This is a genomic window from Shewanella fidelis ATCC BAA-318 (genome assembly GCF_000518605.1).
Lineage (GTDB): Bacteria > Pseudomonadota > Gammaproteobacteria > Enterobacterales > Shewanellaceae > Shewanella > Shewanella fidelis.
Window position 1 is genome coordinate 243,945 of the sequence record NZ_JADX01000010.1, and the last position, 13,246, is coordinate 257,190.

Annotated in this window: 12 protein-coding genes; 3 read left to right on the plus strand and 9 right to left on the minus strand. The window is 42.8% G+C overall.

The genetic code is table 11. The features are described 5' to 3' along the window. Window positions 1-3 precede the first annotated feature (3 nt). The 9 genes from L884_RS0105830 to L884_RS0105870 all read right to left on the minus strand — a co-directional run bounded on the left by L884_RS0105830 (window position 4) and on the right by L884_RS0105870 (window position 8,238). On the minus strand, window positions 4-339 hold the full coding sequence (locus tag L884_RS0105830; RefSeq protein WP_028766608.1) for a hypothetical protein: 336 nt from the start codon (window positions 337-339) through the stop codon (window positions 4-6). Then, a complete protein-coding gene (locus L884_RS0105835) occupies window positions 320-976 on the minus strand; it encodes a type IV pilus inner membrane component PilO (protein ID WP_028766609.1) in 657 nt (218 codons plus the stop codon). Before L884_RS0105835 ends, L884_RS0105830 begins: the two co-directional genes overlap by 20 nt. Continuing rightward, the gene (locus L884_RS0105840; protein WP_028766610.1) at window positions 973-1,581 is read right to left on the minus strand and encodes a PilN domain-containing protein; all 609 of its coding nucleotides are present in this window, start codon (window positions 1,579-1,581) and stop codon (window positions 973-975) included. The genes L884_RS0105835 and L884_RS0105840 overlap by 4 nt, the downstream gene beginning before the upstream one ends. Continuing rightward, window positions 1,578-2,459 (minus strand): hypothetical protein, encoded by an 882-nt coding sequence (locus tag L884_RS0105845; RefSeq protein ID WP_028766611.1) that lies wholly within the window; start codon window positions 2,457-2,459, stop codon window positions 1,578-1,580. Before L884_RS0105845 ends, L884_RS0105840 begins: the two co-directional genes overlap by 4 nt. Before the next feature lie 213 nt (window positions 2,460-2,672). Beyond that, entirely contained in the window at window positions 2,673-4,580 is a 1,908-nt protein-coding gene (gene csrD / locus L884_RS0105850) for an RNase E specificity factor CsrD (RefSeq protein WP_028766612.1), read from the minus strand. 156 nt (window positions 4,581-4,736) lie between these two features. Then, the gene (locus tag L884_RS0105855; RefSeq protein ID WP_028766613.1) at window positions 4,737-5,987 is read right to left on the minus strand and encodes a malic enzyme-like NAD(P)-binding protein; all 1,251 of its coding nucleotides are present in this window, start codon (window positions 5,985-5,987) and stop codon (window positions 4,737-4,739) included. A 206-nt stretch (window positions 5,988-6,193) separates the two neighbouring features. Further along, window positions 6,194-6,967 (minus strand): thermonuclease family protein, encoded by a 774-nt coding sequence (locus L884_RS0105860; RefSeq protein ID WP_028766614.1) that lies wholly within the window; start codon window positions 6,965-6,967, stop codon window positions 6,194-6,196. A 110-nt stretch (window positions 6,968-7,077) separates the two neighbouring features. Next, a complete protein-coding gene (rpmE, locus tag L884_RS0105865; RefSeq protein WP_028766615.1) occupies window positions 7,078-7,290 on the minus strand; it encodes a 50S ribosomal protein L31 in 213 nt (70 codons plus the stop codon). Between the two features lie 189 nt (window positions 7,291-7,479). Further along, the gene (locus L884_RS0105870; RefSeq protein WP_028766616.1) at window positions 7,480-8,238 is read right to left on the minus strand and encodes a FimV/HubP family polar landmark protein; all 759 of its coding nucleotides are present in this window, start codon (window positions 8,236-8,238) and stop codon (window positions 7,480-7,482) included. A 343-nt stretch (window positions 8,239-8,581) separates the two neighbouring features. Here L884_RS0105870 and priA point away from each other — a divergent pair, with 343 nt between their 5' ends. The 3 genes from priA (at window position 8,582) to L884_RS0105890 (ending at window position 13,236) form a co-directional block, all read left to right on the plus strand. Next, entirely contained in the window at window positions 8,582-10,777 is a 2,196-nt protein-coding gene (priA, locus tag L884_RS0105880) for a primosomal protein N' (RefSeq protein ID WP_028766617.1), read from the plus strand. Window positions 10,778-10,901: 124 nt separating this feature from the next. Beyond that, a complete protein-coding gene (argS, locus tag L884_RS0105885) occupies window positions 10,902-12,647 on the plus strand; it encodes an arginine--tRNA ligase (protein WP_028766618.1) in 1,746 nt (581 codons plus the stop codon). A gap of 10 nt (window positions 12,648-12,657) precedes the next feature. Continuing rightward, window positions 12,658-13,236 carry an SPOR domain-containing protein gene (locus tag L884_RS0105890; RefSeq protein WP_028766619.1) on the plus strand — a complete coding sequence of 193 codons (579 nt, stop codon included), beginning with the start codon at window positions 12,658-12,660 and terminating at the stop codon, window positions 13,234-13,236. Window positions 13,237-13,246: the final 10 nt, after the last annotated feature.

The following is a 13,246-nucleotide window of genomic DNA, read 5'->3' on the forward strand; positions in this document are numbered from 1 at the left end:
TAATTATTGTCCCTTAAAATCTGTAATAGCTTGAAACATGGTGAGTTTACGGCCGTCTGCTAACGATACTGAGTCATCAGCAATTTTCACAATTTTGACACCCTTGACCCGTTCGCCTAATGTGAAAATTTGATTATTAATCACCGCATAAGCTGACGAATTATTCTTAACAACGCTGTTTAGCACTAGCGTATTATTTGACGAGTCAGTTTCAACATCGGTTTTACCAGAAAAGTTACCCGGTAATGTTGGATCTCGTAAAGCTGTAGCATTGGAGTTAAAACCTATGGTACTGCATAGGAATGCAATCAATAGCGCACTAATCTTTTTTGGCAACACTGATAAAGTCCTTATTAATACTCAAGGTATAAAGCTCTAACGAAATAGTCGCTTTAGGGTATGCATCAACGCGATAATCCATACTGCGCCAATACAATTTATTCGGCATAGCCTCAACAGCTTCAATAAATCTCAAAACAGAAAAATAGTCACCAACTAGCTCAAGACGAATACCGTGGCTATATAAATTAATTTTCTTTTCTTCACCCACTTCGAGTAATGGCTTTGGTGCAATGGAAGTGAAAGATTGAAGGGTTATACCGTTAACCTTAGACAATAAGCCTGCTAGTAAAGTCGGCATATGGTCAGCCGGCACCATATCAACCATCTGCACAGACAGTTGCTCATCAATTTTCTTATTCTGTTGATTGATATTATGGAGACGTTGGCGATATTCAGTGTCCGGATCTTGCTGTAAGCTCTGCTCATACAAAGCAATTTGTTGAGTCGAGATACGATTCTCACTCTCAATGCTCTGGTTTTGTTGTGTAAGCTTACTGTGCTTGTCGATAGCCGACTCAAGCGGTAAGTATACAATCAGCCCCGCGACGACTAATGCAGCCACAGCGACCAACACACGCTCACGCTGACTTAGCTCGTCAAACTTTTCCGCTATTAGCTGCCACTTTTGCTTCATTTGACTAGCTCCTTGTCAGACGTGACAGCATCACTAGTTAACTTAAACGCCAAAGGTTGATTCTCGCCTAAGCTCATGGTCATTGATGCAAATGCGTGACCTTTTAACGTGGTGGTGTTTTTGAGTTTATCTACCCACAATGGCACCCCCTCAGGCGAAGAAGTAAACCCTTCAAAAATATAACGGTTTTCGTTTACTTGAATTCGATTTAGCCAAAGTTTGGTGTCTGCAACACTGGCGAGATCTGTCATTAACGGTGAGTAGCCAAAGCTGGTAAGCATTTCTTGTTGATTAAGTTTGCCAAACAATTTCTGCTTCAACTCCAACTGTTGAGCTTTAAGCTCCACTTCCGCCACCAGCGCTGCATTTGGCCCACGTTTAGCAAGTGCAGCTTCTAAATCTTGTTTTTCAGCGTCTAGCTCCTGCTTAACCAGCATCAGCTGCTTTTTATCGGCCTCTAAGCTAGAGTTGAGTCCCCAAAACACAGCTGTCATTATCAGCAATAAACCAATCAGCACAACAAGTGCTTTAGTGAGCCTAGCAAATGATAAACGTAGCTCCGGCGGAAATAGACTCTCTGAATATAAGTTAACTCTTAATTTCATTGCTGCTGGCCCCGTGCTATCTCAGCTAACGCTAGTTGAGAAAAAACAGCTTCAACCGACATAGCATCATATGCTGTAACGCTTTGATCAAAGTTAGCCGCGATTAAATTCGCCAGTGCTACCCGTTCACCGTCCATCACTAATTCAATTGACGAAACCGGCGCTTCGCGTAATTGGCTTTCGAAATAATCCATCGAACGTTGCAACTCTAAACTTAAATTGTCCGCAACACCGTAAGATAGATCTTCAGCAGAAACCTTGTCTATTTGCAGGAAGCCGCGCACTCGACGCTGCATAAATACTTCACCCGCTCTGACAACTGTCAGTAACAACTCTTGGCCTTCACGATGACTGAGTATTAACCGAGCTTGGTTATCGTTAAACAGATTGCTTGTTGCCATCTCTTCAATGGAAACGCCAACCGTCATTAACCCCGCATTCTTTGCAGCGATTAAAAGTGACGACATTAACGACTTTTCAGTCACGACAACATTCACTTTATTGCTAGATTGCTTTGAAGATTCAAAATAATCTAAATGGATGTCTGTAACAGGGTGAGTGACAATATCTTTAACCGACCACAGCAAGGCTGCATTAAGCTCTTCTTGCTGCACATTGGGCTTGTCGACTAACAGAAGTTGATAAAAGTCTGCTGCCAGTACAATTTGTATTTTGGCAGGACCAAACTCTTTTACAACTTGAGAAAAGGCGCCTTTCCAATCATGATGATCGAAAGCGAATGTCATAGTTTTAGCGTCTACTTGATCAGTAGCACCTTGAAAGACCGTTATTTTTTCTGCGCAAATGTAGACACCAAGGTTTAGTTTTGGTGCAGACTTACGCCAAAATTGGATTTTACCCAATAGGCTTTCTTCCATTAATCCATGCCTTAAAATTGTTACCAAATTCATGCTAATTGCGAAATTTACACTACACAAACGCCGAAATTAGTGAATAAAATATTGTCAGTTTTTATTTAACTAGCGCAAGACAGTTATTATCCCCTGATTGTAGCGGGTTATTCTTAAAAATTATAGATTAAACCCCAATTTACAAATCTTTATTAACAAGCCCGTGAAATTAGAAACAAATTAAACTTCCTCAATCGGTTCACTAAAAAAGCTTCCTTGACCAGCACTCACCCCGAGAATTTGTAATGTTTGCCATTCTTGGAAAACCTCAACGCCTTCGGCGCACACTTGCACTTCTGTTCTAAATAACCCCGCAATCAGGCTTCTAACAAACAGTTGATTTTCCGCACGCAGATGAATTTGATTAACAATAGATCTATGCAGCTTAATCAATGAAATCGGATAATGGTGGATATACTCAGTACTCACCACTTGCTGACCTACACGGTCAACACAGATACTCGCCCCCATCTTATTAAGCATATCAAGCGGCTCTTTTAACGCCTGCTGATGATTAACTAAAATATCTTCATTCACCTCAAATATGAGCCTTGGTGCTAAATGACGATACTCAAGTAGTGTTGTTTTAAGCCAACGCACAAAAGCGCGGCTCGATAAGGTATCTAAGCTTAAGTTTATACTAAATTTCAACGAGGTATCTTTATGCTTAGGTAACACATCAAACAACACCATTTCGATAACTTGGCGCTCTATTTGCGGAGTTAAACCACACTTAATTGCCATAGGCAAAAACAGCGTTGCCCGCACAAGGTTGCCTTGAGTATCACGTAAACGACAAGTCACCTCTTGATGATGCGCGTTAGAATCACTGTCAACGACTGGTTGCGAGAATAAAAACACCCGCTTACTCACCAGTACATTCTCAATAAAGCTGCGCCATCTCACTGAACCTTTAGACAGTTCGCCATCAACAGCACCTTTGTCGTACATAAACCAGCTACTACCACCTTGGAATTGCGCTGAACGCAACGCAAGTTCGGCTTCTTCAACCAGTGCATCTTTATCGTCACCAACCTTAAAGTAAGCGCCACCTAAATGAATAAAATCATCGGGTAAACTCACAAAAGAATTAAGCTGATTTAGACTTAATCGCAACAGCTTGGCTGCTAATTGATCTGCCTCGACTTGCGATATTTGCGGTACAACGACAGCGAACTGGTTATATGAGCGGCGAGAAAAGATACTGTTAGCCTTATCAGCTAACACTTGGTTGACCACGCCGATAAATTGCAACAGTAATTCATCAACCTCATCCTCAGCCAACTCTTTACCTAGTAGATCTAAATCTTCCATTTCAAATAGATACAACACTCCGGGTGTCATCATCCCTGACGTCCCACTAAGCGCATCTAAGCGATTCTTTAAAAATAGACTGTTACCAATACCTGTCTCAGAATCAAGGAAAGTATTCGAGCGAATAAATTGATCAAAGCGCGCCCGCTCTTTATGTGCATCATCCAGTTCGAGTAGCAAATGAGTCAGTGCTCGATTGATTAAACGTGGTTTACCCTGACCTTTTTCAGCCAAAGCTTTATCGTGCTGACCTGATAAAATTAAGCTGGATCGTTGAGCCAAATGCTCGATGCCATTGAGTTCAGTAGAGAACCAACGAAAGCCAAACCGCACAAATAAAAACACCGCGATACAACCAATAATGATCAGCAAAATACCGTACCAGCCTATGTCTGTCTTGGCGAATGGTTGTGGCATGGTAAGTTGCATCGTTAGACTATTATCAGCTAACTGACTTTGATAACTCACTCCACCTTTATGTGCAACTTCCGGTTGATACTCAAAAATAAGCTTGTCGCCTTCATGCAAACTAAAAGCATGGGCTTGATAGGAATTTAATAGTGGTGGAAGCCACTCTTGAAAGCCCCAACGTTCAGGCCGAGATGACTGTTGTTCGATAAGTTCTTCAAGCTCAGTCACTTTTTGCTGTTGAAAAGCGTAAGTGAGCTGAATAAAACTGACCATAGCGGTTAAAAAGCAGATAAATGCGACACCTACTAGCGACATTAGCCAAAAGCTGGTCAGTTTTTTGGTTAGAATTCGAGTCAGTTTCATTCGTCCGCTTCCCGCAGTTTCTTATACTAATTGGTATTAAAATCTAGCACTGAAATTACGTAGGTAACCATGTTCAATAAACACTGTTATACGTAATCATAAAACGCTCAGCAACAAAAAAAGGGCCATATGGCCCTTTTAATAACCCATAAAATCTTATGATTCCATGTAGCCTTCAGGTAGCTCATTAATAGTTGCTACGCCAGACTCTATCGCAGCTAGTGCCACAGCCTTTGCTACTCGAGGTAATAAACGACTATCCATTGGCTTAGGCAATACATAGTTAGCACCAAACTCTAATGAATCAACATTTGGATAAGCAGCTAGAACTGATTCAGGTACTGTTTCTTTAGCTAATGCAGCAATAGCATGAACTGCAGCGATCTTCATTTCGTCATTGATCTGAGTTGCACGCACATCTAACGCACCACGGAAGATGAATGGGAAGCAAAGTACGTTGTTTACTTGGTTCGGGTAATCGCTACGACCTGTACCCATGATAAGATCCTGACGCACATCGTGAGCAAGTTCAGGCTTAATTTCTGGGTCTGGATTTGAACAAGCGAAAATAACCGGCTTTTCAGCCATCAACGCCACATCTTCTGCAGACAATACATCAGGACCAGAAAGACCTAAAAATACATCAGCGCCTTTGATTACATCTTGTAAAGTACGCTTATCAGTGTTGTTAGCAAACAAAGCTTTATACTCGTTTATATCGTCACGACGAGTATGGATAACACCCTTTCTGTCTAACATATAAACGTTTTCACGTTGTGCACCACAGTTAACAATCATCGTCATACAAGCGATAGCTGCAGCGCCGGCGCCCATACAAACAAATACAGCTTTATCGATTGATTTACCTTGGATTTCCAGTGCGTTAAGCATGCCCGCAGCAGTCACGATTGCCGTACCATGTTGGTCATCATGGAAAACTGGTACATTACAGCGCTCAATCAACGCCTTTTCGATTTCAAAACATTCAGGTGCTTTGATGTCTTCTAAGTTAATGCCACCAAAAGTATCAGCAATAGCTTCAACGGTATTAATAAACTCTTCAGAAGTTCTATGCTTAACTTCAATATCAGTTGCATCAATGTTTGCAAAGTGTTTGAAAAGTAATGCTTTACCTTCCATTACAGGCTTTGATGCCAACGGGCCTAAATTACCTAAACCTAGAATTGCTGTACCATTAGAAATAACTGCAACTGTATTGCCTTTACCTGTAAAACGGTAAGCATTATCAGGATTCGCTGCGATTTCACGGACGGGCTCTGCCACACCTGGGCTGTATGCCAACGCTAGATCCATGCTAGTTTGTGCGGGTTTAGTTAGGCAAACTGCTGTTTTGCCTGGAACTGGGAATTCGTGATAATCGAGGGCTTGTTGACGAAAATCTGCCATTTTTCTGATCCTGAGTGCAACTAATTAATATCCAAAGCGTATAAGGTCGACAACTAAAAGCTCATTTCATCACTCAATACCGATCCTTTCTGAGGTATTCTCAATTGAGCAAAAAACAGTTAGTTGATAGCCGCTAAGATACTTGAATCTCAAGTCATTTCAAACAAGATCTTCTCATTTTTTAACTTTATCGCTATATATTATTTCTAAGGTGTATTTTCGATGGTTATCTGGGACAAATGCTGCGTATTTAGGCGATATTTACCGTAAGAAAAATACAATTTACCACGTACCAAAACGGTTTTTTGCAGTAGTTCTAGCGTTAAAATGTTACTAAACTTACCAATATCTTGCTGAGATATCATCATGACTAAGTTTTCGCCAATATTGAGCTCTAAAACCTGAGATTTTCTTTCATACCCAGTTACAACTCCTCGGATCTCTTGCCATAAATGGGTATCTTCACGCTTGAGGGAATCAGCAACTAAAGGTTGATAACTTTTGTGGCCCCATAAGCCCAGTCGATTATCACGTGCAAGCTGTTCGACACTCGCTAAACACTGCCAAAAATAATCGTTTTGATACACTCTGGCCTTAGCAAAACCATTAGCCAACATTAGCTCTTGTAAATGCTGCAGTTCGGTGGTGTAAACATAGGCTAATGTACGCCCAAATGGATCTAAGCGCTTTTTATCAAAGGCTAATTGCAGTGTTTGCCCTGGTTGAATAACCGAACTTAAAAACTGCTTTGCCTCATTTGCATATGGCTGCGAAAGGTTGGTAAATTGAAAATCTATTTCAGGAGAATCGATGCCAATCAGTCTAACTGTTCGCCCATCAGTCAAAGTGATGGTATCACCATCGTTGATATACGCTAAGGTGACAGTTTCATCAAACTGCGTTGGTATGCATTTACTCACTTCTGCAGCTGAAGTTTGCGCTGCTATCATTAGCAAACAAGCTAACATAATCTGCTTCATATCCCCTCCGGCGCTCAAAACATCATCATGCTACGGCAAGATTTTGTAAATAGCAGATAGCAAAAAGGCGCCAAAAGGCGCCTTTTTTAAATTCATTGCAAAAGTAATAATTACTTCTTGCCAAGTGCACCAAAGCGCTTGTTGAACTTGTCGATACGTCCGCCAGTATCCATAACTTTTTGGGTACCAGTGTAGAACGGGTGACATGCACCACATACGTCTAGGTGTAAATCTTTACCTACAGTAGAGTTAATCTTGATAACGTTACCACAAGTACAAGTTGCAGTGATTTCTGCATATTCAGGGTGAATGCCTGGTTTCATTGGAATTACCTCAGTAAAAGGCCATGTCGCTCTTCCAACCCGAAGTCGGACACCACATGCGGTTAAAATAAAATTATTTAGGCGCGGAATAGTACAGCAACTCTATAGCAGTTTCAAGCAACAAAGTGGACGATTAATCAATAATCTTTAACCTCTAACGAAATCAATAACAAGCTTAGTCAACAGTCGCTACTCCATGGCACTAAATTGCTGTTCAGAGGTGGTTGGATTGCTATATTTAGCAAGTGTATCGGCACTTGGACAAACTAACCTTGCATCAGCTTTAAGGCCGTGAATACTCTGCTGATTAAACGCCTGAGGGTTGGTTTCAAAAATTGCTAACATGGCACCATAAGGGCTGATCCCCCAAGCACTGGCCTCACGATTAGCAACCCGCCACAGACTCTCTTTACCATTAAAAGCAAGCAAACAAGTTTCGGCTATCGCTGCCGTTGTGTTGACTTGTTTAGCCGCTGAACTCTCTTCACGCCAACCGAGCGCTACCGCAAGCTCATTATCTGCAAGAACGGCATCTGAAACCTGGGTACCTTGCTTAGTGGGAATTAAACGATCTGCAGTATAATGCCTGTCCATAGCAGATTCAGGCATATCCTCATCAAACAGGCTAATCACTTTCACTTGATACCAGCGATTGACTCGGTACTCTTTGACGACTAATACCGCCTTTTTATCCGTTACTTGATTAATCCCCGAAACTCTAAGCATAAATCCAGTGATAGGCTCAGACACTAAACGCTCTTCACCGTCAGCCTGACGAATAGAAAACTGCACCTTATTAAAGCTGTTATGCGAAGACACGATATTTAGCTTTAAGCTTGGATGCTGACCAAGCTCAAACAGTCTTTTATTAATACTAATGTGTGACACCTGCGCATGTGCGCTAGTGCAGATAAAAAAAACCACTAAAGCTAATATAATTCTCTTCATCAACTCTATCCTGTTTTGAGCAAACTTTAGAAGTTAGTGAGCCTGTAAAGACATCTGCAATGGCCCGCCAATCACACCAGCGACAATCTAAACCTCTGCAATAATTAGCAACTCACATGCAACTGATATTATAGCCAAGCTACCGTGTATGTTATTTTACTCTAGATGTCACATCTATTATTCACATGTAACTTTTATATTATGTAGGCTGGTTTTTAGCAACTAACAGAAATATTACAGGCCAAATTAAAACAGGGCTAAAGCGAATAAAAGCAAATGTCACTGGCTCTAGTTTCATTGCCTCGGTACACTTAAGTTAATTTCCTTGCAAAATAGTAAACCTATGTCTTTGTTTGTTGAAGTCGCCCTTCCTGTACCCATGCGACAAAACTTTAGCTACCAAGTCCCTGAACATATCAGCATTACACCGCAAAAAGGTATGCGTGTTCAGGTGCCCTTTGGTCGCCAACAGTTAATAGGTTTAATTACAGCGGTAACAGATACCTGTTCGCTAACACCTAAACAGATCAAACCTATAGTGGCCATTTTAGACACTGAACCACTATTGCCTGAAACGCTTTATAAACTCACCGCTTGGGCGGCTAGGTATTATTTTTGTAGCTTAGGACAGATGCTGTCACAAGCCATTCCTGTTGCGCTGCGCAAAGGCGCTGAAGTCAAAGCGTCTAATATCAGTTTCTGGACCCTAACTCAGGCAGGCAAAGAAGCCGATATCAATCAATTAAATCGCGCACCTGCACAAAGAAAGCTATTACATAGTCTACGTGAGCGCGATTTAGAGCTTAGCGAAATCACCAGTTTAGACTTAAGCAAAGCTGCGGTTAAAGCCCTAGATGACAAAGGCTGGATTGAGAAAAAAACACGCATACTTGAGAGTGATTTAAGCTGGCGCAATGCGCTTGAAATGACTGAGGAGCCACATAGGCTAAACCCCGAGCAAGCTATTGCTGTGGCAACATTAACGCAGCAGTCTGGTTACCATTGCACCTTACTAGAAGGGATCACCGGCTCAGGTAAGACAGAAGTCTATCTGGCGATGCTTGAAACCATACTCAGAAAAGGTAAACAAGCCTTGATTCTGGTGCCGGAAATCGGCCTAACACCGCAAACGATTAACCGCTTTAGACGCAGATTCAACGTTAAAGTCGCAGTGATCCATTCAGGCCTTACCGACAATCAAAGATTGGATGCGTGGCGCCAAGCCAAATCAGGCGAAGCGGCAATTATTATCGGCACGCGGTCTGCACTGTTCACGCCAATGCTTTATCCTGGCGTGATCATTTTAGATGAAGAACACGACGCCAGCTTTAAACAGCAAGAGGGCGTAGGTTATCACGCCCGTGATTTAGCCGTGATGCGCGGCCATTTGGAACAAATTCCGGTGCTATTAGGCACTGCGACACCGTCACTAGAAACATTACAAAATGCCTTAAATGGACGCTACCAACATCTGCATTTAGGTAAACGTGCTGGTGCCGCTGAAAAGGTCCGCCAAGGTATTATCGATATTCGCAATCAGCCACTGCGCTCAGGAGTATCCCACGCGTTATTAAATGAGATGCGTATTCACCTCGATGCTGGTAATCAGGTGATCTTATTTTTAAACCGCCGTGGTTTTGCCCCAGCGCTAATTTGCCATGAGTGTGGCCACCTGCATGAGTGTGATCGCTGCGATGCCTTTTTTACAGTGCACCAAGCACTGGGTGAAATTCGCTGCCACCACTGCAGTAATCAATATGCAATCCCAAGGCAGTGTCACAGCTGTGGCAGTACCATGCTTGCAGGCCAAGGCGTGGGCACAGAGCAACTGGCCTCATTTTTAGAAAAAGAGTTTCCAAACCACCCTGTGGTGCGTATCGACCGTGACACCACTCGTAATAAAGGCTCACTAGAAAGCCACCTTAATGCAATTCATAAAGGTGAATATAAAATTCTGGTCGGCACGCAGATGTTAGCCAAAGGCCATCATTTTCCAGATGTCACTTTAGTAGGACTGCTCGATGTAGATGGCGCTCTGTTTAGTGCCGACTTTAGAGCGCCTGAACGCTTTGGCCAGCTCTATACACAGGTTTCAGGTCGAGCCGGTCGCGCAACAAAACCCGGTACGGTATTACTGCAAACCCACCAAAGTGACAATGCCATGCTGCGCGAACTGATGCATAAAGGCTATGGTGAGTTCGCTCGCAATCAGTTATTTGAGCGCACTCAAGCTCTTTTACCACCTGCGTGGCACATGGTGCTCATTCGCGCGGAGGCCCATCAAGCAATCGATGCTGACAACTTATTGAGTCAAATAGGTGCATTACTACCGCAAGATGATGAGTGCGAAGTGATCGGGCCTATGCCTGCACCGCTAGATAGAAAGGCTGGAAAGTATCGGCGTCAGCTGCTATTTCAAACCAAAAACCGTAATCGACTTCAGGCAGAATTTGAGCGCGCATTGCCACAAATAGAGCAACTACCACTGGCTAAAAAATGTCGTTGGAGTATCGATAGAGATCCACAAGATCTGCTCTAAATCGACTTTATTCGCTTCAATGCAGAAAAAGTTCGCTAGAGGATAGTAATTCACCGCCACTAGCGGCTAAAATAGTCGGTTACTCCTTATTATTTTTCTTTATGTAAGTGTCGATTAAACGCCAATGAAATCACATACTCAATCTTTACTCGCTGAATCTTTAAATGCCCTTAAACAACAAGGGATTGTTCCTGCAGACTTTGAAGCTCGTATTCAAGTTGACCGAACGAAAGATAAAAGCCACGGTGATTTTGCAACTAACTTGGCAATGATGCTAACTAAAGCTGCTGGTAAAAATCCTCGTGAAATTGCACAACTGCTAATTGATAACCTACCAACTTCAGCCCATGTTGAAAAAGTAGAGATCGCAGGTCCAGGTTTTATCAACTTTTTTATTGATGATAATGCCCTTGCTAACCAATTGATGGCTGCATTAAACAGCGATACTTTGGGCATCGAGCTACCAGCACCACAAACTGTAGTGGTTGACTACTCATCACCTAACCTAGCGAAAGAGATGCACGTAGGCCACCTACGTTCAACCATTATTGGTGACAGTGTGGTACGCGCCCTTGAATTTATGGGCCACAAGGTTATTCGTCAAAACCACGTAGGCGACTGGGGTACTCAGTTTGGTATGCTGCTTGCGTACATGGAAGAGCTTCAAGCTGCCAATGGCGAGCAAGCAAAAATGGAACTGGCTGATCTAGAGACATTCTACCGCGCTGCAAAAGTCCGTTTTGACGAATCTGAAGAATTTGCCACTCGTGCCCGTAAGCTGGTTGTTGAACTGCAATCAGGCGATGAGTACTGCAACAAACTATGGCGCGAATTTAATGATATTTCGCTAAGCCACTGCCATGAACTGTATGAGCGCTTAGGTGTAAGTTTAACTCGCGCAGATGTTCGCGGTGAAAGCGCTTATAACAGCGATCTACCTCAAGTGGTTGCCGATCTTGATGCACAAGGCCTATTGTCAGAAAGCAATGGGGCGAAAGTTGTTTTCCAAGACGAATTCAAAAACAAAGAAGGCGAGCCTCTACCGGTTATTATCCAAAAAGCCGATGGCGGTTACCTATATGCCACCAGCGATTTAGCTGCAATGCGTTACCGCTCGAACGTCCTAAAGGCCGATCGCGCGCTGTACTTCGTTGATTTACGTCAAGCACTGCACTTCCAGCAAGTATTCAAACTCGCTAAAACTGCGAAGTTTGTTCGCGAAGAAATGAGTTTCGAGCACATGGGCTTTGGTACCATGAACGGCGAAGATGGTCGTCCATTCAAAACCCGCTCTGGTGGTGTAGTTAAGCTTATTGATCTGCTAAAAGAAGCAGATACTCGTGCACTAGAACTTGTTCGTAGCAAAAATCCAGAAATGGATGAAGCTGAACTTGCTGAGATTGCCCGTGTTGTGGGTATTGCGTCAGTTAAATATGCCGACCTTTCTAAGAACCGCGCAAGTGATTACATCTTCAGCTTTGAGCAAATGCTTAGCTTTGAAGGTAACACAGCGCCGTACCTACTATACGCTTACACTCGTGTAGCGGGGATCTTCAAGCGTGCTCAAGACGTTGATTTAAGCGACGCGAAAATCATCTTAGAGCATGAGAAAGAGAAGGATCTAGGTACTAAGCTTGCTCAGTTTGGCGAAGTCATGGCGCGTATGATTGATAAAGGTCAGCCGCATGCTCTATGTGGTTACCTATTCGAACTTGCAGGTGCATTCTCAAGCTTCTACGAAGCATGTCCTGTGCTAGCAGCTGAGTCAGAAGAGCTTAAAAAGAGCCGTTTATTGTTATCACAGCTTACCGCTAAGACAATAAAACAAGGCTTAAATCTTCTTGGTCTAGAAACTTTAGAACGGATGTAAGCTTTAGCTCATGACAAATCGTGATTATGCAAATCGTAAGCCTGCTCGAAAAGGTAAGAACAGCGCTCGCAAAAAGAGCTCAAACGGAAGCGCCCCTAAGCGCTTTCCAATTTTGCTAGGGCTGATCACGCTTGCAGGTATTGCTAGCTTTGGTTATTTACTGTGGATTTTAAGCAGTTCAGATGAGCCAGAAACGGCTGCTCCAGTCGTTGTTGAGCAACCAAAGAAAAAACCTGTTAAGAAAGATCCAGATGCGCTTCCTCCGGTACCAAAAGAAGAATGGACCTATCTTGAAGAGTTAGAAAATAAAAAGGTTGAAGTTGATCTTCCAGAAGTATCAAACAAACCTAAACGTCCTTACCAAATGCAATGTGGCTCATTTAGAAAAGAGTCGCAGGCTAATGAACTGAAAGCGATTATTGCTTTCCAAGGTTTAGAGGCACAAGTACGTAAGGCTACAGGCAGTAGCGGCGTTTGGTACAAAGTCGTGCTAGGTCCTTATGACAAAAAGCGCGATGCTGAAAGACAACGTCATGTGCTACAAAATAACGGAACCAATGGTTGCCAAATCTGGTTCTGGGAAGGATAAGTCACTTATC

Bases quoted from the DNA above. Each gene is read 5' to 3' on its own strand.
- L884_RS0105835 (WP_028766609.1), bottom strand. From the start codon at position 976: ATGAAGCAAAAGTGGCAGCTAATAGCGGAAAAGTTTGACGAGCTAAGT.
- L884_RS0105840 (WP_028766610.1), bottom strand. From the start codon at position 1,581: ATGAAATTAAGAGTTAACTTATATTCAGAGAGTCTATTTCCGCCGGAG.
- L884_RS0105845 (WP_028766611.1), bottom strand. From the start codon at position 2,459: ATGGAAGAAAGCCTATTGGGTAAAATCCAATTTTGGCGTAAGTCTGCA.
- csrD (WP_028766612.1), bottom strand. From the start codon at position 4,580: ATGAAACTGACTCGAATTCTAACCAAAAAACTGACCAGCTTTTGGCTA.
- L884_RS0105855 (WP_028766613.1), bottom strand. From the start codon at position 5,987: ATGGCAGATTTTCGTCAACAAGCCCTCGATTATCACGAATTCCCAGTT.
- L884_RS0105860 (WP_028766614.1), bottom strand. From the start codon at position 6,967: ATGAAGCAGATTATGTTAGCTTGTTTGCTAATGATAGCAGCGCAAACT.
- rpmE (WP_028766615.1), bottom strand. From the start codon at position 7,290: ATGAAACCAGGCATTCACCCTGAATATGCAGAAATCACTGCAACTTGT.
- L884_RS0105870 (WP_028766616.1), bottom strand. From the start codon at position 8,238: ATGAAGAGAATTATATTAGCTTTAGTGGTTTTTTTTATCTGCACTAGC.
- priA (WP_028766617.1), top strand. From the start codon at position 8,582: ATGTCTTTGTTTGTTGAAGTCGCCCTTCCTGTACCCATGCGACAAAAC.
- argS (WP_028766618.1), top strand. From the start codon at position 10,902: ATGAAATCACATACTCAATCTTTACTCGCTGAATCTTTAAATGCCCTT.
- L884_RS0105890 (WP_028766619.1), top strand. From the start codon at position 12,658: ATGACAAATCGTGATTATGCAAATCGTAAGCCTGCTCGAAAAGGTAAG.